Source organism: Bradyrhizobium xenonodulans, from assembly GCF_027594865.1.
GTDB lineage: Bacteria > Pseudomonadota > Alphaproteobacteria > Rhizobiales > Xanthobacteraceae > Bradyrhizobium > Bradyrhizobium xenonodulans.
Map to the genome: position 1 here is coordinate 381,007 of NZ_CP089391.1, position 26,953 is coordinate 407,959.

At 64.9% G+C, this 26,953-nt stretch carries 25 protein-coding genes; 14 read left to right on the top strand and 11 right to left on the bottom strand.

Annotation, left to right across the window (positions count from 1 at the left end; translation table 11 throughout):
* Positions 1 to 33 precede the first annotated feature (33 nt).
* On the top strand, positions 34 to 981 hold the full coding sequence (ftsY, locus tag I3J27_RS01845; RefSeq protein ID WP_270164579.1) for a signal recognition particle-docking protein FtsY: 948 nt from the start codon (positions 34 to 36) through the stop codon (positions 979 to 981).
* 127 nt (positions 982 to 1,108) lie between these two features.
* The gene (locus I3J27_RS01850; RefSeq protein WP_270164581.1) at positions 1,109 to 1,711 is read left to right on the top strand and encodes a septation protein A; all 603 of its coding nucleotides are present in this window, start codon (positions 1,109 to 1,111) and stop codon (positions 1,709 to 1,711) included.
* Between the two features lie 152 nt (positions 1,712 to 1,863).
* On the opposite strand, the gene I3J27_RS01855 is transcribed toward I3J27_RS01850, so the two are convergent.
* The 5 genes from I3J27_RS01855 to ccmA all read right to left on the bottom strand — a co-directional run bounded on the left by I3J27_RS01855 (position 1,864) and on the right by ccmA (position 4,836).
* Complete coding sequence (locus I3J27_RS01855; RefSeq protein WP_270164583.1) at positions 1,864 to 2,457, bottom strand: DsbE family thiol:disulfide interchange protein; 594 nt, start codon at positions 2,455 to 2,457, stop codon at positions 1,864 to 1,866.
* The gene (gene ccmD, locus I3J27_RS01860) at positions 2,454 to 2,630 is read right to left on the bottom strand and encodes a heme exporter protein CcmD (RefSeq protein ID WP_270164585.1); all 177 of its coding nucleotides are present in this window, start codon (positions 2,628 to 2,630) and stop codon (positions 2,454 to 2,456) included. Before ccmD ends, I3J27_RS01855 begins: the two co-directional genes overlap by 4 nt.
* Entirely contained in the window at positions 2,627 to 3,412 is a 786-nt protein-coding gene (locus I3J27_RS01865; RefSeq protein ID WP_270164587.1) for a heme ABC transporter permease, read from the bottom strand. The genes ccmD and I3J27_RS01865 overlap by 4 nt, the downstream gene beginning before the upstream one ends.
* A gap of 91 nt (positions 3,413 to 3,503) precedes the next feature.
* Positions 3,504 to 4,172 carry a heme exporter protein CcmB gene (gene ccmB, locus I3J27_RS01870; RefSeq protein WP_094972731.1) on the bottom strand — a complete coding sequence of 223 codons (669 nt, stop codon included), beginning with the start codon at positions 4,170 to 4,172 and terminating at the stop codon, positions 3,504 to 3,506.
* 61 nt (positions 4,173 to 4,233) lie between these two features.
* The gene (gene ccmA / locus I3J27_RS01875; RefSeq protein ID WP_270173016.1) at positions 4,234 to 4,836 is read right to left on the bottom strand and encodes a heme ABC exporter ATP-binding protein CcmA; all 603 of its coding nucleotides are present in this window, start codon (positions 4,834 to 4,836) and stop codon (positions 4,234 to 4,236) included.
* A gap of 240 nt (positions 4,837 to 5,076) precedes the next feature.
* Here ccmA and acnA point away from each other — a divergent pair, with 240 nt between their 5' ends.
* From acnA to I3J27_RS01890, 3 genes are all read left to right on the top strand, one after another.
* Positions 5,077 to 7,797, top strand: coding sequence for an aconitate hydratase AcnA (gene acnA / locus I3J27_RS01880; protein ID WP_270164591.1), 2,721 nt, complete (start codon positions 5,077 to 5,079; stop codon positions 7,795 to 7,797).
* Between the two features lie 219 nt (positions 7,798 to 8,016).
* Positions 8,017 to 8,793, top strand: coding sequence for a DUF1223 domain-containing protein (locus tag I3J27_RS01885; protein ID WP_270164593.1), 777 nt, complete (start codon positions 8,017 to 8,019; stop codon positions 8,791 to 8,793).
* Between the two features lie 580 nt (positions 8,794 to 9,373).
* On the top strand, positions 9,374 to 9,745 hold the full coding sequence (locus I3J27_RS01890; protein WP_270164595.1) for a DUF2794 domain-containing protein: 372 nt from the start codon (positions 9,374 to 9,376) through the stop codon (positions 9,743 to 9,745).
* A 110-nt stretch (positions 9,746 to 9,855) separates the two neighbouring features.
* Here I3J27_RS01890 and I3J27_RS01895 read toward each other — a convergent pair whose 3' ends face one another.
* From I3J27_RS01895 to I3J27_RS01910, 4 genes are all read right to left on the bottom strand, one after another.
* The gene (locus tag I3J27_RS01895; RefSeq protein WP_270164597.1) at positions 9,856 to 10,386 is read right to left on the bottom strand and encodes a GNAT family N-acetyltransferase; all 531 of its coding nucleotides are present in this window, start codon (positions 10,384 to 10,386) and stop codon (positions 9,856 to 9,858) included.
* A gap of 219 nt (positions 10,387 to 10,605) precedes the next feature.
* On the bottom strand, positions 10,606 to 11,397 hold the full coding sequence (locus I3J27_RS01900; protein WP_270164599.1) for a Bax inhibitor-1/YccA family protein: 792 nt from the start codon (positions 11,395 to 11,397) through the stop codon (positions 10,606 to 10,608).
* Between the two features lie 282 nt (positions 11,398 to 11,679).
* Positions 11,680 to 14,250, bottom strand: coding sequence for an ABC transporter permease (locus tag I3J27_RS01905; protein ID WP_270164601.1), 2,571 nt, complete (start codon positions 14,248 to 14,250; stop codon positions 11,680 to 11,682).
* Entirely contained in the window at positions 14,247 to 14,969 is a 723-nt protein-coding gene (locus I3J27_RS01910) for an ABC transporter ATP-binding protein (RefSeq protein ID WP_270164603.1), read from the bottom strand. Before I3J27_RS01910 ends, I3J27_RS01905 begins: the two co-directional genes overlap by 4 nt.
* A gap of 55 nt (positions 14,970 to 15,024) precedes the next feature.
* Between I3J27_RS01910 and I3J27_RS01915 the strand changes: the two genes are divergently transcribed.
* Both I3J27_RS01915 and thpR read left to right on the top strand, forming a co-directional pair.
* Positions 15,025 to 15,660 carry an arylesterase gene (locus I3J27_RS01915; protein ID WP_270173017.1) on the top strand — a complete coding sequence of 212 codons (636 nt, stop codon included), beginning with the start codon at positions 15,025 to 15,027 and terminating at the stop codon, positions 15,658 to 15,660.
* Positions 15,661 to 15,834: 174 nt separating this feature from the next.
* Positions 15,835 to 16,371, top strand: coding sequence for an RNA 2',3'-cyclic phosphodiesterase (thpR, locus tag I3J27_RS01920; RefSeq protein WP_270164605.1), 537 nt, complete (start codon positions 15,835 to 15,837; stop codon positions 16,369 to 16,371).
* Positions 16,372 to 16,387: 16 nt separating this feature from the next.
* Here thpR and I3J27_RS01925 read toward each other — a convergent pair whose 3' ends face one another.
* On the bottom strand, positions 16,388 to 16,792 hold the full coding sequence (locus I3J27_RS01925; RefSeq protein WP_270164607.1) for a type II toxin-antitoxin system VapC family toxin: 405 nt from the start codon (positions 16,790 to 16,792) through the stop codon (positions 16,388 to 16,390).
* A complete protein-coding gene (locus tag I3J27_RS01930; protein WP_270164609.1) occupies positions 16,792 to 17,046 on the bottom strand; it encodes a type II toxin-antitoxin system VapB family antitoxin in 255 nt (84 codons plus the stop codon). Before I3J27_RS01930 ends, I3J27_RS01925 begins: the two co-directional genes overlap by 1 nt.
* Positions 17,047 to 17,242: 196 nt before the next feature.
* Between I3J27_RS01930 and zapE the strand changes: the two genes are divergently transcribed.
* The 7 genes from zapE to odhB all read left to right on the top strand — a co-directional run bounded on the left by zapE (position 17,243) and on the right by odhB (position 26,912).
* Entirely contained in the window at positions 17,243 to 18,427 is a 1,185-nt protein-coding gene (gene zapE / locus I3J27_RS01935; protein WP_270164611.1) for a cell division protein ZapE, read from the top strand.
* Positions 18,428 to 18,617: 190 nt separating this feature from the next.
* Positions 18,618 to 19,586 (top strand): malate dehydrogenase, encoded by a 969-nt coding sequence (mdh, locus tag I3J27_RS01940; protein WP_151646186.1) that lies wholly within the window; start codon positions 18,618 to 18,620, stop codon positions 19,584 to 19,586.
* A gap of 205 nt (positions 19,587 to 19,791) precedes the next feature.
* On the top strand, positions 19,792 to 20,988 hold the full coding sequence (gene sucC, locus I3J27_RS01945) for an ADP-forming succinate--CoA ligase subunit beta (RefSeq protein WP_270164618.1): 1,197 nt from the start codon (positions 19,792 to 19,794) through the stop codon (positions 20,986 to 20,988).
* Between the two features lie 4 nt (positions 20,989 to 20,992).
* Positions 20,993 to 21,472 (top strand): DUF1579 family protein, encoded by a 480-nt coding sequence (locus I3J27_RS01950; RefSeq protein ID WP_270164621.1) that lies wholly within the window; start codon positions 20,993 to 20,995, stop codon positions 21,470 to 21,472.
* Positions 21,473 to 21,508: 36 nt separating this feature from the next.
* Positions 21,509 to 22,393 (top strand): succinate--CoA ligase subunit alpha, encoded by an 885-nt coding sequence (sucD, locus tag I3J27_RS01955; protein ID WP_270164624.1) that lies wholly within the window; start codon positions 21,509 to 21,511, stop codon positions 22,391 to 22,393.
* Positions 22,394 to 22,530: 137 nt separating this feature from the next.
* A complete protein-coding gene (locus I3J27_RS01960; protein WP_270164627.1) occupies positions 22,531 to 25,497 on the top strand; it encodes a 2-oxoglutarate dehydrogenase E1 component in 2,967 nt (988 codons plus the stop codon).
* 176 nt (positions 25,498 to 25,673) lie between these two features.
* Positions 25,674 to 26,912 carry a 2-oxoglutarate dehydrogenase complex dihydrolipoyllysine-residue succinyltransferase gene (odhB, locus tag I3J27_RS01965; RefSeq protein WP_270164629.1) on the top strand — a complete coding sequence of 413 codons (1,239 nt, stop codon included), beginning with the start codon at positions 25,674 to 25,676 and terminating at the stop codon, positions 26,910 to 26,912.
* Positions 26,913 to 26,953: the final 41 nt, after the last annotated feature.

The following is a 26,953-nucleotide window of genomic DNA, read 5'->3' on the forward strand; positions in this document are numbered from 1 at the left end:
TTTGGGAGCCGGAACGGCTAACACACCCCCGCCATGAACGATACCACGTCAGATCCCCCCAAGCTGAGCTGGTGGCGCCGCCTGTCCAACGGGCTGAAGCGCACCTCGTCCTCGCTCGGGACCGCGGTCGCCGATCTCGTCACCAAGCGCAAGCTCGACCGCGCCATGCTCGACGACATCGAGGACGTGCTGCTGCGCGCCGACCTCGGCACATCAGTCGCGGTGCGGATCGCGGACGCTGTCGGCACCGGGCGCTACGACAAGGCGATCTCGGCCGACGAGGTCAAGGACGTCGTCGCGACCGAGGTCGAGAAAGTGCTGTCGCCGGTGGCAAAGCCCCTCGAGATCGACGCTGGCAAAAAGCCGTTCGTCATCCTCGTGGTCGGCGTCAACGGCTCCGGCAAGACCACGACCATCGGAAAACTCTCGCAAAAGTTCGCGTCCGAAGGCCGCAAGGTGATGCTGGCCGCCGGCGACACGTTTCGCGCGGCCGCCATCGAGCAGCTCAAGGTCTGGGGCGAGCGCACGAAAACGCCCGTGATCGCCGGCGCGCAGGGCTCGGATTCTGCCAGCCTTGCCTTCAACGCGCTGACGGCGGCAAAGGAGCAGAATGTCGACGTGCTCCTGATCGACACCGCCGGCCGCTTGCAGAACAAGGCCGAACTGATGAACGAGCTCGAAAAGGTCGTGCGCGTCATCCGCAAGGTGGACACCACCGCGCCCCATGCGGTGCTGCTGGTGCTCGATGCCACCGTTGGCCAGAACGCTCTGTCGCAGGTCGAAGCCTTCCACCGCACCGCCGGGGTCACCGGCCTCGTGATGACCAAGCTCGACGGCACCGCCCGCGGCGGCATCTTGGTGGCGCTCGCGGAGAAATTCAAACTGCCGGTGCATTTCATCGGCGTCGGCGAAGGCGTCGACGATCTCGCGCCGTTCACCGCGCGCGATTTCGCCCGCGCCATTGCCGGAATCGAGTCGTAGGTTTCTTTTGTCATGCCCCGCGCAGGCGGGGCATCCAGTACGCCGCGCTGCTGGTGGTTGATCACAGGCGCCTCGGAATACTGGATCCCCCGCCTTCGCGGGGGATGACAGCAACAAAGGTCAGGTAATGGACAAGACCCAGCCGCATCCGCTGTTCAAGCTCGCGACCGAGCTCGGTCCGCTGCTCGTGTTCTTCTTCGTGAATGCGAAGTTCAATCTGTTCGCCGCGACCGGCGCCTTCATGGTGGCGATCGTGGTGGCGATGATCGCCTCCTATGTGGTGACGCGCCACATCCCGATCATGGCGATCGTCACAGGCGTGATCGTGCTGGTGTTCGGCACGCTGACGCTGGTGCTGCACGACGAGACCTTCATCAAGGTCAAGCCGACCATCATCTACGCCCTGTTCGCCGCGATCCTTGGTGGCGGCCTGCTGTTCGGCCGCTCCTTCATCGCCGTCATGTTCGACCAGATGTTCAATCTGACGCCGCAGGGCTGGCGCATCCTCACGCTGCGCTGGGCGCTGTTCTTTGCCGGCATGGCGGTGCTGAACGAGATCGTCTGGCGCACCCAGAGCACGGACTTCTGGGTGAACTTCAAGGTGTTTGGCGTCACCCCGCTGACCATGGTCTTCGCCATCGCCCAGATGCCGCTGACCAAGCGCTACCACCTCGAGCCGGTGTCGCTGGAAGCGAGCGAAGCGGACGCGGGGGATGTAAGGAAGGGGTAGGGCGAGCGTTTGCCCCACATACCGCTGTCATGCCCCGGCTTGACCGGGGCATGTACGCCGCGGCCTCTCCGTATACGACTGACGTCTCTGGAATACTGGATCGCCCGATCAAGTCGGGCGATGACAGTTGAGTATGCGGCGCGAGAGTCGCGTCAGCTGCCCGCCTTCAGCGCCTTCTCCATCTGCGGCAACAACACCGTGCGCAGATTGTCCGGCGTGATCGGTCCCACCAGCTTGTAGACGATGGTGCCCTCGCGCCCGACGACAAAAGTCTCCGGCACGCCGTAGACGCCCCATTCGATCGAGGCGCGGCCGTTGGCGTCGACGCCGACGCGGCCGAACGGGTTGCCGTAGCGGCCGAGGAAGCGCCGCGCATTGTCGGCCGCGTCCTTGTAGTTGATGCCGACCAGCTCGAAGCGCTTGTCCTTGGCGAGCTCGGTCAGCAGCGGCGCCTCGTCGTGGCACGGCACGCACCAGGACGCCCAGACATTGACGAGGCTGACCTTGCCCTTGAACGCGGCGGGATCGAGCCCCGGCACCTGCGCATTGTCGGCCCGCAATCCCTCGAGCGGCGGCAGCGTCGTCTGCGGCGCGGGACGACCGATCAGCGCGGACGGAATCCGCGAGATATCGCCGCTGCCGAGCCGGAACCAGAACAACAGCGCGAGGCCAATGAACGCGATCAGCGGCAGCACCATCAGGAAGGTGCGGCGCTGCGGCGCTGCGGGGGTCGATTGATCGCTCATGTCGCGCTGCGCCCCGAACGACGCGTGACGCCGCTGCGCTCGAGCTCGCGCAGGCGCTGGGTCTGGCTGCGATAATCGAGCACAATCCAGCCGATCAGGATCACGACCACGAGGGCGGCTGCGGCATAGGACGTCACGATGAAGGAGGCGTAAGGACCGAGCGACATCATCACGCAGCCCCTTTTGACGCATTTTCTTCACGCGAACCGGGGCTCAACTCGCTCGAAAACGCGACGCGGCTCGCCTGCATCATTTGCAGCGAGCGGACGCGGCGGCGCAGGATCTCGTTGCGCATCGCAGCCAGGTGCAGCGTGACGAACAGCAGCGTGAACGCGACCGCCATCACCAGCAGCGGAATCAAAAAGGATTTGTCGAGCGACGAGCCGCCCATGCGCATCACCGAGGCCGGCTGGTGCAGCGTGTTCCACCAGTCGACCGAGAACTTGATGATGGGCAGGTTGATGGCGCCGACCAGGGTCAGCACGGCGGCGGCGCGCGCCGCGCGCGAGGGATCGTCGACCGCGCGCCACAGCGCCATCAGGCCGAGATACATCAGGAAGAGGATCAAGACCGAGGTCAGCCGCGCGTCCCATTCCCAATAGGTGCCCCACATCGGCCGGCCCCACAGCGAGCCCGTGAGCAGCGCGAGAAAGGTGAAGCTGGCGCCGATCGGAGCTGCCGCCTTCGCGGCGACGTCGGCGAGCGGATGCCGCCACACCAGCGTGCCCAGCGAAGCAATGCTCATCACGCCCCAGACGAACATCGACAGCCAGGCATTGGGCACGTGGATGAACATGATCTTCACGGTCGCGCCCTGCTGATAATCGTCGGGCGCAAGCGCAGACTGGTAGAGGCCGATGGCGAGCAGGATGACGGTCGCAGCCGCAAGCCACGGCAGCACCCGCGCCGTCAGCGCGAGGAACCGGGTCGGGTTGGCAAGGTCGATCAGCGTCATGGCATCCTGATAATCGCGGGGGTGACGGGAGGCAATCAGCACAAAAGAAGTTGTCTAAAGTTGATCGGGGTCAAGGTCAGTCGAGCCCATCTCAGTCGAGCCCGTGCCGCAGGCTCGCCGCCGCCGCGAACGGACCGATCACGAGGCTGACCAGCGACAGCGCGCACAGGATCGAGAACGGCGCGCCGAAGGTCATCGGACCGACGATCACGGCCTGCGAGGCCGCGACGCCGAAAATCAGCACGGGAATCGACAGCGGCAGCACCAGCACGGCCATCAGCAGCCCGCCCCGGTGCAGCGTCACCGCCAGCGCTGCGCCGATCATGCCGGTGAAGGTCAGCGCCGGGGTGCCCGCCAAAAGCGTCAGCGCCACCGCGCCGGTGGCGACCATGTCGAGGTTGAGCAGCAGGCCGAGCACGGGGGTTGCGACAATCAGCGGCAGGCCGGCGGCCAGCCAATGCGCCAGCGCTTTGGCCGCGCAGGCGAGTTCCAGCGGTGTCCGGCTCATCGTGATCAGATCAAGCGAGCCGTCCTCATGGTCGGCCATAAACAGCCGGTCCAGCGTCAGCAGGCTCGCCAGCAGCGCCCCGAGCCACAGGATCGCCGGCCCCAGCCGCGACAGCAGCGCCAGATCCGGCCCGACCGCGAACGGCATCAGCACCACCACGGTCAGGAAGAACAGCACCCCGATCAGCGCCCCGCCGCCAACGCGGAGCGCGATCCTGACATCCCGGCGGATCAGGGCGGACAGGGCGGTCATGGGCGGCCTCCTGCGGATAGGCCCGAGGGCGACCGCCCGGAAATCTGAGGGTCGGGCCGCCTCACGCCACACCCCCGATCCGCAGCTCCCGCGATTCGATCCCGAGCGGGGCGTGGGTGGCGGCGATGATCAGGCCGCCGCTTGCCACGTGCTGCCGCATCAATCCGGAAAACATGTCCTGGCCGGCCACGTCGAGCGCGTTGGTCGGCTCGTCCAGCAGCCAGACCGGACGGCGGACGGTCAGCAGCCGGGCCAGCGACAGCCGGCGGCGCTGGCCGGCCGACAGGAAGGCCGCGGGCAGATGCGTGGCGTGATCGAGCCCGACGATGGCGAGGCTCTCGGCGGCGTCGCCGCGCTCTCCGCCCAGAAAATCAGCCCAGAACGACAGATTTTCCTGAACGCTCAACGCCGGCTTCAGGGCGTCGCGATGGCCGAGATAGTGGCATTGCTCGGGCAGCGTCATGTCGGCGTCGCCCCCGTCCAATACGATTGTCCCGCCGGCCGGAATGAGCAGACCCGCGATCAGCCGCAGCAGCGAGGTCTTGCCCGATCCATTGCGGCCGACGACCGCCACGGCCTCGCCCGAGACCGCCTTGAAATCGAGCCCGGCAAACACCTCGCGTCCGCCCCGCACGCAGGTCACCCCGCGCCCGCAAAGCTGCATCTTGTCTTGGTCCAACCCGCTCAAAGCCAGGCCTCAGGAAATCTTGGGGTAGCGCATGGGAATTTTTGGCTCGCGGATTGCTGCGGCACGATTGTGGCTGTGGCGGCGCGGTTAGAAAGCTTCTATAAGCCCGGAACTACTTGATGCAGCAACTCAACCTGCCCCTGCAAGCGGCCCAGCCTGATACGCTGACGGTGTTAAAATACCCTGCCGGGTATAACTAACAATTGGGATTCCTACATGACCTCGCTCGACAGCTTCAAATGCAAAAAGACCCTCAAGGTCGGCGCCAAGACCTATGTCTATTACAGCCTGCCCACGGCCGAGAAGAATGGTCTGAAGGGAATTTCGAAACTCCCCTATTCGATGAAGGTCCTGCTCGAGAACCTCCTCCGTAACGAGGACGGCCGCTCGGTCAAGAAGGAAGACATCGTCGCGGTGTCGAAATGGCTGCGCAAGAAGTCGCTCGAGCATGAAATCGCCTTCCGTCCGGCCCGCGTGCTGATGCAGGACTTCACCGGCGTGCCGGCTGTCGTTGACCTCGCCGCGATGCGCAACGCGATGCAGAAGCTCGGCGGCGATGCCGAGAAGATCAACCCTCTGGTGCCGGTCGACCTCGTCATCGATCACTCCGTGATCGTGAACTTCTTCGGCGACAACAAGGCCTTCGGCAAGAACGTCGCCGAGGAATACAAGCAGAACCAGGAGCGCTACGAGTTCCTGAAGTGGGGCCAGAAGGCGTTCTCGAACTTCTCCGTGGTGCCGCCCGGCACCGGCATCTGCCACCAGGTCAATCTCGAATATCTCTCCCAGACGGTCTGGACCAAGAAGGAGAAGATGACGGTCGGCAAGAAGACCGGCACCTTCGAGGTCGCCTATCCGGATTCGCTGGTCGGCACCGACTCCCACACCACCATGGTCAACGGCCTCGCCGTGCTCGGCTGGGGCGTCGGCGGCATCGAGGCGGAAGCCTGCATGCTCGGCCAGCCGCTGTCGATGCTGCTGCCCAACGTCGTCGGCTTCAAGCTGAAGGGCGCGATGAAGGAAGGCGTCACCGCGACCGACCTCGTGCTGACCGTGACGCAGATGCTGCGCAAGCTCGGGGTGGTCGGCAAGTTCGTCGAGTTCTTCGGCCCCGGTCTCGACAATCTCTCCGTCGCCGACAAGGCGACCATCGCCAACATGGCGCCCGAATATGGCGCGACCTGCGGCTTCTTCCCGGTCGACGCCGCCGCGATCGATTATCTCAAGACCTCCGGCCGCGCTCCGGCGCGCGTCGCGCTGGTGCAGGCCTATGCGAAGGCGCAAGGGCTGTTCCGCACCGCCAAGTCGGCCGATCCTGTGTTCACGGAAACGCTGACGCTCGACCTCGCCGACGTCGTGCCGTCGATGGCCGGCCCGAAGCGTCCCGAAGGCCGCATCGCGCTGCCGTCAGTCGCCGAAGGTTTCTCGCTCGCGCTCGGCACCGAGTACAAGAAGGCGGAAGAGCCGGCGAAGCGCTTTGCCGTCGAGGGCAAGAACTTCGAGATCGGTCATGGCGACGTCGTCATCGCCGCCATCACCTCCTGCACCAACACCTCGAATCCGAGCGTGCTGATCGGTGCCGGCCTGCTGGCGCGCAACGCCGCCGCAAAGGGCCTCAAGGCAAAGCCGTGGGTGAAGACCTCGCTCGCCCCGGGCAGCCAGGTCGTCGCGGGCTATCTCGCCGATTCCGGTCTGCAGGCCGATCTCGACAAGGTCGGCTTCAACCTGGTCGGCTTCGGCTGCACCACCTGCATCGGCAATTCCGGTCCGCTGCCGGAGGAGATATCGAAGTCGATCAACGACAACGGCATCGTCGCCGCGGCGGTGCTCTCCGGTAACCGCAACTTCGAAGGCCGCGTCTCGCCGGACGTGCAGGCGAACTATCTGGCCTCGCCGCCGCTGGTCGTCGCCCACGCACTCGCCGGCAGCGTCACCAAGAACCTCGCCGTCGAGCCGATCGGTGAAGGCAAGGACGGCAAGCCGGTGTACCTCAAGGACATCTGGCCGACGACGAAGGAGATCAACGCCTTCATGAAGAAGTTCGTGACAGCGTCGATCTTCAAGAAGAAGTATGCCGACGTGTTCAAGGGCGACACCAACTGGCGCAAGATCAAGACGGTCGAGAGCGAGACCTATCGCTGGAACATGTCTTCGACCTATGTGCAGAACCCGCCTTATTTCGACGGCATGAAGAAGGAGCCGGAGCCGGTCACCGACATCGTCGAGGCGCGCATCCTCGCCATGTTCGGCGACAAGATCACCACCGACCACATCTCGCCGGCCGGTTCGATCAAGCTCACCTCGCCCGCCGGCAAATATCTCAGCGAGCACCAGGTGCGTCCGGCCGACTTCAACCAGTACGGCACGCGCCGCGGCAACCATGAAGTGATGATGCGCGGCACCTTCGCCAACATCCGCATCAAGAACTTCATGCTGAAGGGCGCGGACGGCAACATTCCCGAGGGCGGTCTCACCAAGCACTGGCCCGACGGCGAGCAGATGTCGATCTACGACGCCGCGATGAAGTACCAGCAGGAGCAGGTGCCGCTCGTCGTGTTCGCCGGCGCCGAATACGGCAACGGTTCGTCGCGCGACTGGGCCGCGAAGGGCACCCGTCTGCTCGGCGTGCGCGCCGTGATCTGCCAGAGCTTCGAGCGTATCCATCGCTCCAACCTGGTCGGCATGGGCGTGCTGCCGCTGACCTTCGAGGACGGCACCTCCTGGTCGTCGCTCGGCCTCAAGGGCGACGAGAAGGTCACGCTGCGCGGTCTGGTCGGCGATCTGAAGCCGCGCCAGAAGCTGATCGCGGAGATCGTGTCCGGCGACGGCTCGTTGCAGCGCGTTTCGCTGCTTTGCCGCATCGATACGCTCGACGAGCTCGATTACTACCGCAACGGCGGCATCCTGCACTACGTGCTGCGCAAGCTCGCGGCGTAAAGCGCGGATTTGTGAACATTGGCTCACTGCGAAGTGAGTAGAAGGTTAAACGAAGGCGGCCTATCAAAAGGCCGCCTTCGCGCGTTTGCGGCACGCTTCAGATGGCCCCATCAGGCGGAAACCCGTCTCCGATGGTCTAATGTGCCGCGCCCCGTAAGACTACGGTGACCATCAGGCGATAAGCTTTCCCCCAACGAGTGACGATGTGTGACGTTAGACATGACTGGAATGATGGCTTCTAATCTGGTTACGCGCTGGTCCGGTGCACTCTGGTCGGGGGCACTCGGCATCTGTGCCATCGTCGCCGTCATCCGCCCCGCCCACGCCGATCCCCGCGCCGTTGTCGAATTGTTTACCTCGCAGGGCTGCTCGTCCTGCCCGCCCGCCGACCAGATCATCGGCGATCTCTCCAAGGATCCCTCGATCATCGCGCTGAGCATGCCGATCGACTATTGGGATTATCTCGGCTGGAAGGACACGCTGGCGGATTCGCGCTTCTCCGCACGGCAGCGTGCCTATTCGCGCATGCGTGGCGATCGCGAAGTCTACACGCCGCAGGTCGTGGTCAACGGCTCCACCCATGTCATCGGCAGCGACCGGACCGGCATCGAGAATGCGATCGGCAAGACCGACCGGGGCGTCGGCGTGATGAGCGTGCCGGTGACGATGTCGCTCTCGGGCAAGCAGATCAACGTCTCGGTGGCCGCGAGCAAGGAGCCGGCGGTCTCGCACGGCGAGGTCTGGATCTGTTCGGTCGCCAGATCGGTGCCGATCGCGATCAGCCGCGGCGAAAATCGCGGACAGCAGGTCACCTATCACAACGTCGTGCGCAACCTGCTCAAGGTCGGCGACTGGACCGGCCGTCCGGAGAGCTGGACCGTGCCGATCGAGAACCTCACGCGCGACGGCGTCGACGGCGCGGTGGTCTATGTCCAGGACGGCAGCCGAGAGAAGCCGGGTGCGATGCTCGGCGCGGCGTATACGTCGCTGCACTGATCCGAATTTCTCTCTTGCTTCGTACTCTCAATCCTCATGGTGAGGAGGCGCGCCAGCGCCGTCTCGAACCATGCAGGCCCGGCTGGCGCAGCGTGGCCTCGATCCTTCGAGACGCCGCTTCGCGGCTCCTCAGGATGAGGGGAGGGAATTTTTGCGCGGAGGTTCGGAAAAAGCGGGTCGCGCCGGAAACATCCCGACACAAACAAAAAAGGACCAACTCGCGTTGGCCCTCCTTGTCGCGCGTACAGACCCGATCCTGTTCGACCCCGGGGGGCTGGGGGCTGAGGAATCCGGAACCGAAAGGACCGGGTCAACGCACACAGGTCTTTTCGCAATGCAGGGCGGCGGGCGCTTGGCGGAAAAGCGGCGATCCTGTGATTCCTGCTAACGATCCCGTGACGGTTTGCCGCGACAGAGTTCCACTATTGCGTGTGCCCTGATTCGCAGCCGATTCGATCGGTTGAGTGGAAGAGGCTCTTGCGATGGGGGACGGTTGGCGCAATCATGCAACTGTCATGATCCGCGGTTCCGGGGACGGTCTTCGCGGACGCGGTCATGCTGATGCGACAGGAGGCGCTCCATGAGTGTGATGTCGGAGGATGCCGATCCGAGCGGGCAGCGCGCGGCGGCGCATCCCGTCGCTGCGAACGCCCAACCGAACCGGGTGACGTTCAACCGGCTCGAGCTGCATCGCATCCTCAATCTCTATGGCCGCATGGTCGCGGACGGCGAGTGGCGCGACTATGCCATCGACTTCCTCAAGGACCGCGCCGTGTTCTCGGTCTTCCGCCGCGCGTCGGAAGTGCCGATCTATCGCATCGAGAAGGATCCGCGCCTCGCGCGCAAGCAGGGCATGTACAGCGTGATCTCGGCGACCGGCCTGATCCTGCGCCGCGGCCACGAGCTCGAGCGCGTGCTGCTGGTGATCGATCGCAAGCTGGCGGTGGTGTAGCGCCACGAACGGTGCCGTAGAGTGGGCAAAGGCGCGCAGCGCCGTGCCCACCATCTCTCCTCAATCGCCGCGCTTGGTGGGCATGCTTCGCTTTGCCCACCCTACGAGACCTATTTTGTTGGTACCGTGCTCGCGCCTTCGCCGAGGTCGCGCTGCATCATCACCGTGTCCAGCCAGCGGCCGAATTTCAGCCCGACGCTGGGATGCGTGCCGATCATCTTGAAGCCGCCCCGCGTGTGCACGCCGATCGAGCCGGCATTGGCGGAATCGCCGATCACCGCGATCATCTGGCGGAAGCCGCGCGCCTCGCATTCGGTGATCAGCCGCTCCAGCAGCAACGAGCCGACGCCGCGGCGATGGAAGGAGGGGTCGAGATAGATCGAGTTCTCGACCGTGAAGCGGTAGGCCGGCCGCGGCCGGTAGGCGCCGGCATAGGCATAGCCGGCCACGCGTCCCTCGAGGATGGCGACGAAATAGGGATAGCCGCCGTCGACCAGCGCGCGATAACGGCGCGTCATTTCGGCGAGGTCGGGTGGCTCCAGCTCGAACGTCGCGGTGCCCTCGCGGACAGCCTGCTGGTAGATGGCGGTGATGGCGGGAAGGTCGGCCTCGGTGGTGGGCCTGATTTCAGGTGCGGACATGCGGGAAGATTAGAGCCTTCGCCCGGCCGCTGGAAGGGGCCTCGGCGTTGCCCTACCCGTCATTGTGAGCGCAGCGAAGCAATCCAGAAATGCATCTGCGGAGGGACTCTGGATTGCTTCGTCGCAAGAGCTCCTCGCAATGACGAGGAGAGGTCAAAGACCCAAACAAAAACCCCGGCCTTTCGGCCGGGGTTCGAGTCCGTTCTCTCATCCTGGCGCTTAGTCGCGCTGGCCGAGGAGCTGCAGCAGCAGCGTGAACAGGTTGATGAAGTTCAGGTACAGCGACAGCGCGCCGGTGATGGCCGCACGCTCTGCGATGTCACCGCCGGCCGAAGCGTAGCCGTAGATGTAGTCGTTCTTCAGCCGCTGCGTATCCCAGGCGGTGAGGCCCGCGAACACCAGCACGCCGACCACCGACACGATGAACTGGAGCAAGGAGCTCGCCAGGAACAGGTTCACCACGCTCGCGATGATGATGCCGATCAGGCCCATGAACAGGAACGAGCCCATTCCGGTCAGGTCACGCTTGGTGGTGTAGCCGTAGAGGCTGAGCGCACCGAAGGTCGCCGCCGTGATGAAGAACACCCGCACGATCGAGGTGTGCGTGAACACCAGGAAGATCGAGGACAGCGAGATGCCCATCAGCGCCGCGAACACCCAGAACAGGATCTGGGCGGTCGAGGGGGCGAGACGGTTGATGCCTGCCGAGATCACGAACACCATGGCGAGCGGTGCCAGCATGAACAGCCATTTCAGCGGGCTCACGAACATCGCATAGCCGAACGGCGTCAGGAACAGCTTGCCGACCCGGACGGTCTCCGCGGTGGGGACGTCCGTCACGGCGGCCATGTAGACGCCGAGCGCGGCCAGGCCGGTGATGGCCAGGCCGATGCTCATGTAGTTGTAGATGCGCAGCATATAGGCGCGCAGGCCGGCATCGACCGTCGCGGCGTCAACACGCCCGGCGGCCCTGCCGAAAGGAGAAGCGTAGTTACGGTCTAGGTCCGACATGGTCGAATTCCCGTTGGTTGGTCCGGTCCGGCATGAGGGTCGCCATGCCGCCGGTTCGTCAAATTCTATCTCGGATGCCGCTGCGGGCCGACTTAAATTTGGCTCACAATCGGCGCTCCGAACCCATCCGATATGTGGGAAACTAACACATTCGCTGCAACCTTCCACGCGCGGCTGAATGTCGCCCTCCGGCGCGCAATCCTTACGCGAGCCTGACAAGCAACCTAGTTAATCGCAGGAATCGTGCGATTCCGTGCCCGCGCGGCCACCCGCTACATTTTGTCACAAATTCCGCAACACCGTGGCGGGCTTTTTGTTCAACGCCAGCAGCGTGCCGGCGAGCCCCAGCCCGACCGTGACGACGAGGGCGGCCGCGACCACGCCAGCCGCGCTGCCGGCCTGCCAGACGAAGCTCAGCGTCATCAGCCGCGTCACGATCATCCAGGCCGCGGCGCTGCCGGCGATCACGCCGAACACCGCGGTGGCGAGGCCAATCAGGAGATATTCGAGGGCATAGGCACCGAGCAGCCGGAGCCGGGTCGCGCCGAGCGTCTTCAGGATGACCGCATCGTAGACCCTGTGGCGATGACCGGCCGCGAGCGCCCCGCCCAGCACCAGGATCGCCGAGATCAGGGTCACGGCGCTGGCGCCGCGGATCGCCAGCGCCAGATTGGTCACGACCGAGCCGACCGTCTCCATCACCTCGCGCACGCGCACGCTCGTCACCATCGGATAGGCGTCGGCGACCTGCTTGATGATCTTGCCGTCGCCGGCCGCATCGCCGCCGGTTTCGGTCAGCGTCGCGATATGGGTGTGCGGCGCGCCCTTGAAGGCGTTCGGCGAGAACACCAGGACGAAATTGATGCCCATCCCCTGCCAGTCGATGGTGCGCAGATTGCCGATTTTTGCGGGAATGTCGCGGCCGAGCACGTTGACCACGATTTCGTCGCCGAGCTTGAGGCCGAGCCCGTCGGCGATCTTCTTCTCCATCGAGACCAGCGGCGGGCCGGAATAGTCGGCCTTCCACCACTCGCCCTCGACCACCTTGGAGCCCTTCGGCAAATCGGCGGTGTAGGTCAGGCCGCGGTCGCTTTGCAGCACCCATTCGGAATCGGTGGTTGGCTTGAGGTCCTCGGCACGGACGCCGCGCGCTCCGACGATGCGCCCGCGCAGCATCGGCACGTCATCGACGGTCGCGCCCGGCGCGATCTGACGCAGATAACCGTCGAACTGCTCGGCCTGCGTGCTCGGGATGTCGATGAAGAAGAACGACGGGGCCCGGTCCGGCAACGCTGCGAGAAATTGCCGGCGCAGATTGCCGTCGATCTGGGTGATGGTGACGAGCACGGCTAAGCCCAGGCCCAGCGACAGCACGACGGAGGGTGTCAGCGCGCCCGGCCGGTGGATGTTGGCGATCGCGAGCCGCAGCATCGGCAGACGCGTGCGCGGCAGCCGCCGTGCGATCGTCATCAGCAGGGCGGCGATGCCGCGCAGCAGGGCGAACACGACGACGGAGGAGGCCACGAACACCGCGGCGATGCGCTTGTCGAAGGACAATCCGATCACGACCGCGATCAGCAGCGCGACCACGACGGCCATGAACGCGAGATAGCCCAGGCGCGGCCGGTGCCATTCGGAGCTGATGGTGTCGCGGAACAGCGCGGCGACCGGCACGTCATGCACCCGCCCGAGCGGCCACAGGCCGAAGGCGAGCGCGGTCAGAAGGCCGTAGACGAAGGACAGCGCGAGCTCGTCGGCGTGCACCGCCGGCACCACCGGCAGCGGCAGCAGTTTTCCAAACAGGCCGACGATGGCGAACGGCATGGCGGCGCCCAGTGCCAGGCCGATCACCGAGCCGATCGCGGCGAGCAGGAGAACCTGCGCCAGATAGATGCCGAACACGTCGCGCCCGGTGGCGCCGACGGCCTTGAAGGCGGCGATCACCTCGAGCCGGCGGTCGATATGGCTCTTCACGGCATTGGCGACACCGACACCGCCGACCAGCAGCGCTGCGAGGCCGACCAGCGTCAAAAACTGCGTGAAGCGGCTGATGTTGCGTTCGAGCTGCGGCGAGGCATTGGAGCGGCTGCGGATCTCCCAGCCGGCTTGCGGCGCCGCGTTGCGCGCGTCCGCAATGAAGGCGTCGGTGGCGCGCTCGCTGTTGGCGGTATCTGGCAGTTTCACGCGGTAGACCCAGCGCACCAGGCTGCCGGGCTGGATCAGGCCGGTGGCGCGCAGGCCCGCCTCGCTGATCAGGAAGCGCGGCCCGAAACCGATGCCACCGGCGAGCTTGTCGGGTTCGGCCTCAACGGTCGAGCGGATCTGAAACGTCGCGGATCCGACGGTGACACGGTCGCCGGTCTTCAGCGACATACGGGCCAGCAGCGTCGGATCGGCGGCGGCGCCGAACGCGCCGTCGCGTTCCGCGAGCAGATCGGACATCGGCAGCTGTGGCGCCAGCGTCAGCTTGCCGAGCATCGGATAGGTGTCGTCGACCGCCTTCATCTCGACCAGCGCCAGCTTGCCGTCGGCCGAGCGCGCCATGCCGCGCAGGGTCGCCGCGGTCGAGACCGTGCCGCGCGAGCGCAGGAAAGCGACCTCCTCGGGCTTGGCCTCGCGCTGAAACAGCACGAACGACACGTCGCCGCCGAGCAGCGTACGGCCTTCGCGGGCGAGACCGTCGGAGAGGCTCGCAGAGACCGAGCCGACGCCGGCGATCGCCATCACGCCGAGCGCGATGCAGGCGATGAAGACGTAGAAACCGCGCAGGCCACCGCGCAATTCGCGCAGCGCATAGCGCAGCGACAGCGCGACGCCGTTGGGCTTCGCGAACGGTTCGACTGCTGCGCTCATGCTGGCGCGGACTGCGTGTCGATGCGGCCCGAGCGCAGGCGGATGACGCGATCGCAGCGATGCGCGAGTGAGGAATCGTGCGTGACCAGCACCAGGGTCATGCCGCGCTCGGCATGTTTGGTGAAGAGAAGATCGACGATCTGCTTGCCGGTGGCCTCGTCGAGATTGCCGGTCGGCTCGTCGGCGACGAGGATCGCGGGATCGGGCGCCAGCGCGCGGGCGAGCGCGACGCGCTGCTGCTCGCCGCCGGACAGCTGCGTCGGATAATGATGCAGGCGATCGCCGAGCCCGACCGATTGCAACTCCTGCGCCGCGCGCCTGGCAGCATCGGGATTGCCGGCAAGCTCGAGCGGCACGGCGACGTTCTCCAGCGCCGTCATGGTCGGGATCAGATGAAAGGACTGGAAGACGATGCCGACCTGGCGGCCGCGGAAGCGAGCCAGCGCATCCTCGTCGAGGGCATTGAAAGGCGTGCCTGATACCACCACCTCTCCGCTATCAGGACGCTCCAGCCCCGCCATCACCATCAGCAGCGTAGATTTGCCCGAGCCTGACGGGCCGATCAGGCCGATCGTCTCGCTACGGCCGACCCGCAAGCTGATATCCTTGAGGATATGAACGCGTGCCGCGCCCGTGCCCAGTGAGAGATTGACGTTGGAGATGGCGATGGTGTCCGGCGCGGTGCCAGCGAGCGAAGAGGGTTCGATGCGAGTGTCCATGGTCCGGTCATATGGCAACTCCGACGGCGCGGTCGAGAGGCGTTACGGATTCTTCATGCACATAGCCGTGTTGATGTTCGCTTTGATGACGGTTGCAAGGCCGGCTTGGGCGGAGGCGACAAAACCGGTCAAGCTTGTCGTTCTCGGCGATTCCCTGAGCGCCGGCCTCGGCCTCCCGGCCCAGGAAGCGTTCCCCACGAGGCTCCAAAAAGCCTTGCAGGCCAAAGGCATAGCCATCGACATGACCAATGCCGGGGTGTCCGGCGACACCACGTCCGGCGGCCGCGACCGGCTCGACTGGTCGGTGCCTGACGGAACCGACGGCGTCATCGTCGAGCTCGGCGCCAACGACGCGCTGCGCGGCATCGATCCCGGCCTGACACGCACCGCACTGACCGACATCGTCCAGCGTCTCAAGGCTCGCAAGATCGCGGTGATGCTGTGCGGCATGCTGGCGCCGCCGAATTACGGCGACGATTACGCCGCGCGCTTCAATTCGATTTATCCGGATCTGGCGAAAAAATTCGACGTGCCGCTCTATTCGTTCTTCCTCGAAGGTGTCGCGGCGGATGCCAAGCTCAACCAGGCCGACGGCATTCATCCGACGGCGGCCGGCGTCGACATCATCGTCGGCAACATCATGCCCACCGTGGAGGCATTCCTGCGCAACATAAGCGAGCAACGACGATGAAAAGCAGGCAAAGCTAACCCTAATTCCCAGTGTTTTCCCGGGGGCGGGCGCACGATGCTTCGCAGAGTCACACAACTGCGATAGGAATCAGGGTACCGGTGATTCGTCACCGGCTCTAAAATTTGGATATGATCTCTCCTGGGGATCATGCCCAAGCATCGGGAGTGCGAAACGATGCCGCGTTTGTTTACTGGTCTGGAAATCCCGGCCGAGGTCTGCCAGACGCTTTCCAATTTGCGAGGTGGCCTTCCAGGCGCCCGCTGGATCGATCCCGAAAATTATCACGTCACTTTGCGCTTCATCGGCGATATCGACGGCCTCTACGCCAACGAGATCGCCTCGATGCTGTTTCGCGTCGACCGCAAGCCGTTCGAGGTCAAGGTGCAGGGGCTCACGAGCTTCGGCGGCCGCAAGCCGCGCGCGGTGGTCGCCACCATCGCGCCGAGCAAGCCGCTGATGGAATTGCAGGCCGAGCTCGAACGCATGATGCAGCGGATCGGTCTCGATCCGGAGGGACGCAAGTTCATCCCGCATGTCACGCTCGCCCGCCTGCACGACGCCACCGACCGCGACGTCGCCGACTATCTCTCGCTGCGCGGCTACTTCCCGAGCAAGGCGTTCATGGCCGAGCGTTTTGTCTTGTTCTCGTCGCGTGCATCGACCGGTGGCGGACCATATGTGGTCGAGGACGCTTACGAGCTGTGTGAGTAGATCTCACCTCACCGCGCTATCTCGGCGGCGCTCCGCCTGCTCGGCTGACGTCGGTCTTCGCAAAGTCCTCGCCTTTGAACAGCAGTGCTTCGCCGCGTGTCATAGCCAGCGCGTAGGAAAAGCAATCACCGTAGTTGAGCGACGCGACGTGACGGCCCTTGCCGCAGCGTCGCCAGGCGCGCCGTGCGGCATCGGCTTGTTCGGCATCGACCGCCACGACCTCTGCGCCGATTTTGACGAGCCAAAGATCGAACTCACGGCCGCCTGCATCGCCGAGCCGTGTCTCGATCACCATCGTTGCTTCGAGCACTGTTGCCGCGGAAATCAGGCGGATCGGATCGTCCGCGATCAGTCGCTCGATATTGGCTGCATCGGCTTCATTGAGTGCGATTGCTACGATCGCCGATGTGTCGATCACCATCAGCGCGGCAATCCATCCTCGTCGTACCCGAGAATTTGCTCGGGCGTGCGGTCATCCACGACCCGCATTTCGCTCCAGCGTCGCCTGATCTCGGCCATGTCTTCCAGCAGTGCGTCTTTGCGCGCTTGACCGCCGAGTCGACGCAAGCGCTCCTCGATGGCGCGCTTCGTCGCCGTCGTAATGGTCTCGCCGGTCAATTGCGCCAGGCTCCGCGCCAATTGCTCGGTTTCGGGGTCCTTGATGCTCAGCGCCACGTTGAGGTTCCTAGGTTCCTCAATAGGTATATTCTAGCCGTGAGGAAGGCAAGAACGGATCTCTGTGGTCGCGTGAAAAACGGCATCGATCCCGAGGTCCGGGCACAGCAAGCGAGCTCCTCACGGAAACAGAGCGCATAAGCCGTTGCGCCAATACGCAGTTGCAATTTCCGCCGGTCTCTGGCGGTAAAGGGCGATGCTCTCGACCCCCAGTTCCCCATTCAGCGAGGCCTATCAGGCCCAGATCGCCTCCGGCGCGATCGAGCCCGACGCGGCGCAGGCCGAGGTCGCCGAGGCCTATGCGGCGCTCGACCAGCGGCTCGCGAATTACACGCCGCAGCGCAAGCAGGGCCTGCTCAGCCGCCTGTTCTCCAGCGACAAGGACGAGGCGCCGCGCGGGCTCTACATCCATGGCGAGGTCGGCCGCGGCAAGACGATGCTGATGGATCTGTTCTTCCAGCACTCTTCCGTCGAGCACAAGCGGCGGGCGCATTTCCACGAATTCATGGCGGAAGCGCATGAGCGCATCTACGACTATCGCCAGGGCATCGCGCGCGGCGAGATCGCCGATGGCGACGTCATCGCGCTGACGGCGAACGCGATCTTCGAGGAGAGCTGGCTGCTCTGCTTCGACGAATTCCACGTCACCGACATCGCGGACGCGATGATCCTCGGTCGCCTGTTCGCAAAATTGTTCGAGCTCGGCACGGTGGTGGTCGCGACCTCCAACGTTGCGCCCGACGATCTCTACAAGGGCGGCTTAAACCGCGCGCTGTTCCTGCCCTTCATCAAGCAGATCACCGACCACATGGACGTCGCGCGGCTCGATGCGCGCACCGACTTCCGGCTCGAAAAGCTCCAGGGCGTGCCGATGTGGCTGACGCCGGCGGATGCCGATGCGGATACCGCGCTCGACCGCGCCTGGTCGAAGATGTCGGGCGGCGCCAAATGCAAGTCGCGCGACATCACGATCAAGGGCCGCATCCTGCACGTGCCGTGCTCGGCCCATGGCGTGGCGCGGTTTTCGTTCGCCGATCTCTGCGAGAAGCCGCTCGGCGCATCCGACTACCTCAGGCTCGCGCACGACTACCACACCATCCTGGTCGACCGTATTCCAGTGATGGACTTCTCCCAGCGCAACGCCGCCAAGCGCTTCATCACGCTGATCGACACGCTCTATGACAATGCGGTGAAGCTGATGGCCTCGGCCGACGCCAACCCGATCTCGCTCTACCTCGCCCATGAGGGCAACGAGGCCATGGAGTTCAAGCGGACCGCCTCGCGTCTGATCGAGATGAGCTCGGAATCCTATCTGGCGCTGGCTCACGGCCGCAAGGATTCCACCGCCAGCGGCTCCACCAAGGGCCTCGTGGAGACTTAAGTCCTATTTGCCAGCGCTGTCATTCCACGCGACTTGCCCGCCGAAGCTCAAAGGCGGAAGCGCGCGCCGCGCGTGCCCGAAGCATCGCCAAGCCCGACAATTGGGCATCCACCGACTTGAACGGCGGAAGCGAAAGGGATAACCACCCTCTCAGTTTTCCCCTCCTTACGTGTCTAAAGGACAGGTTCACATGGCGCGCGACAAGATTGCTTTGATTGGCTCCGGTCAGATCGGCGGAACGCTGGCTCATCTCATCGGCTTGAAAGAGCTGGGTGACGTGGTGATGTTCGACATCGCCGAGGGCGTGCCGCAGGGCAAGGCGCTCGACATCGCGCAATCCTCGCCGGTCGACGGCTTTGACGCGCACTACACCGGTGCGAACTCCTACGAAGCACTCGACAACGCCAAGGTCTGCATCGTCACCGCCGGCGTGCCGCGCAAGCCGGGCATGAGCCGCGACGACCTCCTCTCCATCAACCTCAAGGTCATGGAGCAGGTCGGTGCCGGCATCAAGAAGTACGCGCCCGACGCCTTCGTCATCTGCATCACCAACCCGCTCGACGCGATGGTCTGGGCGCTGCAGAAGGCCTCCGGCCTGCCGCACAAGAAGGTCGTCGGCATGGCCGGCGTGCTGGATTCGGCGCGCTTCCGCTACTTCCTGGCCGACGAGTTCAACGTCTCGGTCGAGGACGTCACCGCCTTCGTGCTCGGCGGCCATGGCGACACCATGGTGCCGCTGGTGAAGTACTCCACCGTTGCCGGCATCCCGCTGCCCGACCTCGTCAAGATGGGCTGGACCTCGCAGGCGCGCCTCGACGAGATCGTCGACCGCACCCGCAACGGTGGCGCCGAGATCGTCAACCTGCTCAAGACCGGCTCGGCCTTCTATGCCCCGGCCGCGTCCGCGATCGCGATGGCCGAGAGCTATCTGCGTGACAAGAAGCGCGTGCTGCCGTCGGCTGCGTACCTCAACGGCGAATACGGCGTGAAGGACATGTATGTCGGCGTGCCCGTCGTGATCGGCTCCAAGGGCGTCGAGCGCGTCGTCGAGATCGAGCTCGCCGGCAAGGACCGCGAGGCGTTCGACAAGTCGGTCGGCGCGGTGCAGGGCCTGGTCGACGCCTGCAGGAAGATCGCACCCGATCTTCTCGGCCGCTAAGGTCAAACAATCTCCGCCGAAGATCGAAACCCGGTCTTCGGCGGTTTCATTTCCGGGCCCTGCGTCGGGCAGGCTCCGGGTTCGGCAGTCCAGAGATCTCGAAGTCAAAGAATCCGGGTTGCAGTTCCTGTGGTATATGGTATGCCAGCCACAAGACTGAGGTGGGCCCTTGAGGTCACCGCCCGCGGGTTCAGGGAGCGACCATATGAATATCCATGAGTACCAGGCCAAAGCGCTGCTGAGCGAGTTCGGCGTAGCGATCTCCAAGGGCGTGCCCGTCCTGAAGCCCGCCGACGCGGAAGCCGCCGCCAAGGCGCTGCCGGGTCCCGTCTATGTGGTGAAGAGCCAGATCCATGCCGGCGGCCGCGGCAAGGGCAAGTTCAAGGAAGCCTCCGCCGGCGACAAGGGCGGTGTCCGCATCGCCAAGTCGGCCGCCGAGGTCACCGAATTCGCCAAGCAGATGCTCGGCGCCACCCTCGTGACGATCCAGACCGGCCCCGCCGGCAAGCAGGTCAACCGCCTCTACATCGAGGACGGCTCCGACATCGACAAGGAGTTCTATCTCTCGATCCTGGTCGACCGCGAGACCTCGCGCGTCTCCTTCGTCGTCTCGACCGAGGGCGGCGTCAACATCGAGGACGTCGCGCACAACACGCCCGAGAAGATCGTGACCTTCTCGATCGATCCCGCCACCGGCGTCATGGGCCATCACGGCCGCACGGTTGCGAACGCGCTGAAGCTCTCGGGCGATCTCGCCAAGCAGGCCGAGAAGCTCACCGCGCAGCTCTACACGGCCTTCGTCGCCAAGGATATGTCGATGCTGGAGATCAACCCGCTGGTCGTGACCAAGCAGGGCCAGCTCCGCGTGCTCGATGCCAAGGTGTCGTTCGACGACAACGCGCTGTTCCGCCACCCCGAGGTGCTCGCGCTGCGCGACGAGACCGAGGAAGACGCCAAGGAAATCGAGGCGTCGAAATACGACCTCAACTACGTCACCCTCGACGGCAACATCGGCTGCATGGTCAACGGCGCCGGCCTCGCCATGGCGACGATGGACATCATCAAGCTCTACGGCATGGCGCCGGCGAACTTCCTCGACGTCGGCGGCAGCGCCAGCAAGGAGAAGGTCGCGGCCGCCTTCAAGATCATCACCGCCGATCCCAACGTGAAGGGCATCCTGGTCAACATCTTCGGCGGCATCATGAAGTGCGACGTGATCGCCGAAGGCGTCACGGCTGCGGTTCGTGAAGTCGGCCTCAGCGTGCCGCTGGTGGTTCGTCTCGAAGGCACCAATGTCGAGCTCGGCAAGAAGATCATCCGAGAATCCGGCCTGAACGTGGTGCCGGCCGACAATCTCGACGACGCCGCGCAGAAGATCGTGAAGGCCGTCAAGGGAGGCTAAGGCCATGGCCCAGGACCATCTCGCCGCATCATCCCCACTTGCAGAGCATGCGCGCCTCGCCGCGTTCGCCGGCGAATGGAATGGCGAAGAGGTGGTCTTTCCGTCGCGCTGGACGGAGGGCGGGCCGGCCACCTCGCACGTCGTTGCGCACATGGATCTCAATGGATTCTATCTGATCCAGGACAGTGTCCAGATGCGCGACGGCAAGCAGATCTTCGCCACCCACGGCATCTTCACCTACGACCGCGACGACCGGAGCTACAAACTGTTCTGGTACGACTCGCTCGGCTACACGCCGCCCTCGCCCGCCTCCGGCGGGTGGGTCGGCAAGACCCTGACGCTGGTGCGCGGCTCGCTCCGCGGCAATGCGCGCCACGTCTACGAAATCATCAATGAGGATTCCTACTCGTTGAAGATCCAGTTCTCGCCGGACGCGGAAGGCTGGGCCGACGTGCTCACCGGCGTCTACCGCCGCATCCACTGACCCTCTCACTCTGTTAGTTTCGCGAAAGCAGACCTCATGTCCATCCTGATCGACAAGAACACCAAGGTCATCTGCCAGGGCTTCACCGGCAAGAACGGCACCTTCCATGCGGAGGCCGCGATGGCCTACGGCACCAAGATGGTCGGGGGCACCTCGCCGGGCAAAGGCGGCGCGACGCATCTGGGCCTGCCGGTGTTCGACACCGTTCGCGATGCGCGTGAGAAGACCGGCGCCGATGCGTCGGTGATCTACGTGCCGCCGCCGGGCGCGGCCGACGCAATCTGCGAAGCTATCGACGCCGAGATCCCGCTGATCGTCTGCATCACCGAGGGCATTCCTGTCGTCGACATGGTGCGCGTAAAGCGCTCGCTGGCTGGCTCCAAGTCGCGCCTGATCGGGCCGAACTGCCCGGGCGTCATGACCGCCGGCGAGTGCAAGATCGGCATCATGCCCGCCAACATCTTCAAGACCGGCTCGGTCGGCATCGTCTCCCGCTCCGGCACGCTCACTTACGAAGCCGTGTTCCAGACCTCCCAGGAAGGCCTCGGCCAGACCACCGCGGTCGGCATCGGCGGCGACCCGGTCAAGGGCACCGAGTTCATCGACGTGCTGGAGATGCTGCTCGCCGACCCCAAGACCGAATCGATCATCATGATCGGCGAGATCGGCGGTTCCGCCGAGGAGGACGCCGCCCAGTTCCTCAAGGACGAGGCCAAGCGCGGCCGCAAGAAGCCGATGGTCGGCTTCATCGCCGGCGTCACCGCCCCTCCCGGCCGCCGCATGGGCCATGCCGGCGCGATCATCTCGGGCGGCAAGGGCGACGCCGGTTCCAAGACCGACGCGATGAAATCCGCAGGGATTACAGTGTCCCCGTCTCCCGCCCGCCTCGGTCACACGCTTGCCGAAATACTGAAGGGCTAATTCACTTCTTCGTACTTTTCCGGGCGAAGTTTCGCAGCAAATAGGGTAAATGGTGCCTGTCGCGCTGGGCCTCTGCCGGGGAGCCCAGCGCTAGCGCCGTTTGTTATGCGCGAACCGAAATCGCCAGGAACTCAAGTATGTCTCGCCAAGACGCGAACGCAGCCTTTGCCCTCTCCTCCTTTTTGCAGGGCACCAACGCCACCTACATCGACGAAATCTACGCCCGCTACGAGAAGGACCCGTCCTCGGTCGACGCCGAGTGGCAGGAATTCTTCAAGAGCCTCAACGACCAGCCCGCCGACGTCCGGAAGAACGCCGAGGGCCCGTCCTGGGAGCGCACCAACTGGCCGCTGACCCCGCAGGACGATCTGACCTCCGCCCTCGACGGCAACTGGGCCGAAGTCGAGAAGGCGGTCGGTGCCAAGATCGCCGCCAAGGCGCAGAAGGCGGGTGACAAGGGCGCCGGCCTCTCCTCAGCCGATTTGCTCCAGGCGACGCGCGACTCCGTCCGCGCCCTGATGCTGATCCGCTCCTACCGCATGCGCGGCCATTTCCACGCCAAGCTCGATCCGCTCGGCATCGAAGCCCCGCGCAACCGCGAAGAGCTCGACCCGCGCACCTACGGCTTCAGCGAGGCCGATTTCGACCGCAAGATCTTCCTCGATCACGTGCTCGGGCTCGAATACGGCACGCTTCGGGAGATCACCGCGATCTGCGAGCGCACCTACTGCCAGACGCTCGGCGTCGAGTTCATGCATATCAGCAATGCCGCGCAGAAGGCCTGGATCCAGGAGCGCATCGAGGGTCCGGACAAGGAGATCTCGTTCACCCGCGAAGGCCGCCGCGCCATCCTGATGAAGCTGATCGAAGCCGAGGGCTTCGAAAAGTTCTGCGATACCAAGTTCACCGGCACCAAGCGCTTCGGCCTCGACGGCGGCGAATCCCTGATCCCCGCGCTCGAGCAGATCATCAAGCGCGGCGGCAATCTCGGCGTGAAGGAAATCGTGCTGGGCATGCCGCATCGCGGCCGCCTCAATGTGCTGACCCAGGTGATGGGCAAGGCGCACCGCGCGCTGTTCCACGAGTTCAAGGGCGGCTCGGCCAACCCTGACGCGGTGGAAGGCTCCGGCGACGTCAAATATCACCTCGGCGCGTCCTCGGACCGCGAGTTCGACGGCAACCGCATCCATCTGTCGCTGACCGCCAATCCCTCGCATCTCGAGATCGTCGATCCCGTCGTGCTCGGCAAGGTCCGCGCCAAGCAGGACCAGCACGGCGATCCGCCCGACATGCGCATCTCGGTGCTGCCGCTCCTGATGCATGGCGACGCCGCGTTCGCCGGCCAGGGCGTGGTCGCGGAATGCTTCGGTCTGTCGGACCTGAAGGGCTACCGCACCGGCGGCTCCGTGCACTTCATCGTCAACAACCAGATCGGCTTCACCACCTATCCGCGTTACTCGCGTTCCTCGCCCTATCCGTCGGATGTGGCGAAGATGATCGACGCGCCGATCTTCCACGTGAACGGCGACGATCCGGAAGCCGTGGTGTTCGCGGCCAAGGTCGCGATCGAGTTCCGGCAGAAATTCCACAAGCCTGTCGTCATCGACATGTTCTGCTACCGCAGGCATGGCCATAACGAGGGCGACGAGCCGGCATTCACCCAGCCGGTGATGTACAAGAAGATCGCGGCGCACCCGTCCACGCTCGAGCTCTACGCCCGCCGCCTCGTCAGCGAAGGCGTGCTGACCGAGGGCGAGGTCGACAAGGCCAAGGCCGACTGGCGCGCGCGGCTCGATGCCGAGCTGGAAGCCGGCTCCGGCTACAAGCCCAACAAGGCCGACTGGCTCGACGGCAAGTGGGCCGGCTTCAAGATCGCCGACCAGGAAGAAGATGCGCGCCGCGGCGTGACCGGCGTCGACGTCGCCGCGCTGAAGGATATCGGCCGCAAGATCACCAAGGTGCCGGACGGCTTCCGCGCCCACCGCACCATCCAGCGTTTCCTCGAGAACCGCTCCAAGGCGATCGACTCCGGCACCGGCATCGACTGGGCGACCGGCGAGGCGCTGGCGTTCTGCACGCTGCTCAACGAGAACCATCATGTCCGCCTGTCCGGACAGGACTCGGAGCGCGGCACCTTCTCGCAGCGTCACTCGGTCCTGATCGACCAGGAAGACGAGAGCCGCTACACGCCGTTCAACCATCTCGGCAACGAGCAGGGCCATTACGAGGTCATCAACTCGCTGCTGTCGGAAGAGGCCGTGCTCGGCTTCGAATACGGCTATTCGCTCGCCGAGCCGAACACGCTGACGCTGTGGGAAGCCCAGTTCGGCGACTTCGCCAACGGTGCGCAGGTCGTGTTCGACCAGTTCATCTCTTCGGGTGAGCGCAAATGGCTGCGCATGTCCGGCCTCGTCTGCTTGCTGCCGCACGGCTATGAGGGCCAGGGTCCGGAGCATTCCTCGGCGCGCCTGGAGCGTTACCTTCAGATGTGCGCGGAAGACAACATGCAGGTGGTCTATCCGACCACGCCGGCAAACTACTTCCACGTGCTGCGCCGCCAGCTGCACCGCGAGATCCGCAAGCCGCTGATCCTGATGACGCCGAAGTCGCTGCTGCGCCACAAGCGGGCGGTCTCGCGTCTCGAGGAACTCGCGAAGGGAACGACCTTCCACCGCATTCTCTACGATGACGCCCAGATGCTGCCGAGCGAAGCGGTCAAGCTCGTCCCCGACGAGAAGATCCGCCGCATCGTGCTGTGCTCCGGCAAGGTCTATTACGACCTCTACGAGGAGCGCGAGAAGCGCGGCATGGACGACATCTATCTGATGCGCGTCGAGCAGCTTTATCCGGTGCCGCTGAAGGCGCTGGTGGCCGAGCTGTCCCGCTTCAAGAAGGCCGAAGTGGTGTGGTGCCAGGAAGAGCCCCGCAACATGGGTGCCTGGCACTTCATCGAGCCCTATCTGGAATGGGTGCTCAACCAGGTGAACGGCGTGAGCCGGCGTCCGCGTTATGTCGGCCGCGCCGCTTCCGCCGCGACCGCCACTGGTCTGATGTCCAAGCATCAGGCGCAGCTGAAGGCGTTCCTGGACGAAGCACTGAGCTGAACTTTTTGAACTGCGTCATGCCCCGCCTTGTGCGCGCTTGCGCACCGGAGCGGGGCATCCGGTCCGTGACGTCCTCGTGCATGCGATGCGTCCCGGCTCGCTGGATGGCCTGCTTTTCGCGGGCCGATGACATTGGAATTCATGACCGCACCGGCGATCTCCTTAAGGAAAAGACCATGACTGAAATTCGTGTGCCGACGCTCGGCGAATCCGTCACCGAGGCCACCATCGGCCGCTGGTTCAAGAAGGCCGGCGACGCCGTCGCCGTCGACGAGCCCTTGGTGGAGCTCGAGACCGACAAGGTCACCATCGAAGTCCCGGCGCCCTCTGCCGGCACGCTGAGCGAGATCATCGCCGCCGACGGCACGACCGTCGCGGTCGGTGCGCTGCTCGGCCAGATCACCGACGGTGCCGGCGCTGCGAAGCCGGCCGCTGCGCCCGCAAAGCCCGCCGCTGCCGCTCCGGCCGCCGCGGCTGCTGCTCCGGCTCCGGCCGCGAAGGCGCCGCCCGCCGATGCCCCGCTCGCCCCGTCCGTGCGCAAGCTGTCCGCCGAGACCGGCGTCGATGCCTCGACCGTTCCGGGCTCCGGCAAGGACGGCCGCGTCACCAAGGGCGACATGCTCGCTGCGATCGAGCGTGCGGCCTCCGCGCCGACCCCGGTCAACCAGCCCGCCGCCGCCGTGCAGGTCCGCAGCCCCTCGCCGGCCGATGACGCCGCCCGCGAAGAGCGCGTCAAGATGACCCGCCTGCGTCAGACCATCGCGCGCCGCCTCAAGGACGTGCAGAACACCGCGGCGATGCTGACGACCTTCAATGAGGTCGACATGACCAACGTGATGGCGCTGCGGGCCCACTACAAGGATGCGTTCGAGAAGAAGCACGGCTCCAAGCTCGGCTTCATGGGCTTCTTCACCAAGGCCGTCGTGCAGGCGCTGAAGGACATCCCGGCCGTCAACGCCGAGATCGACGGCACCGATTTGATCTACAAGAACTACTACCACATCGGCGTCGCCGTCGGCACCGACAAGGGCCTCGTCGTGCCCGTGGTGCGCGACTGCGACCACAAGTCGATCGCCGACATCGAGAAGGGCATCGCCGATTTCGGCCGCCGCGCCCGTGACGGCCAGCTCAAGATCGACGAGATGCAGGGCGGCACCTTCACCATCACCAACGGCGGCATCTACGGCTCGCTGATGTCGACCCCGATCCTGAACGCGCCGCAGTCCGGCATTCTCGGCATGCACAAGATCCAGGAGCGGCCGATGGTCGTCGGCGGCAAGATCGAGGTCCGCCCGATGATGTATCTGGCGCTGTCCTACGATCACCGCGTCATCGACGGCAAGGAAGCCGTCACCTTCCTGGTTCGCGTCAAGGAGAGCCTGGAAGATCCGGCGCGCCTGGTGCTCGATCTCTGATCCCTGATGCTCTGCGAGCGCCGTCGCCCCTCGCGACGGCG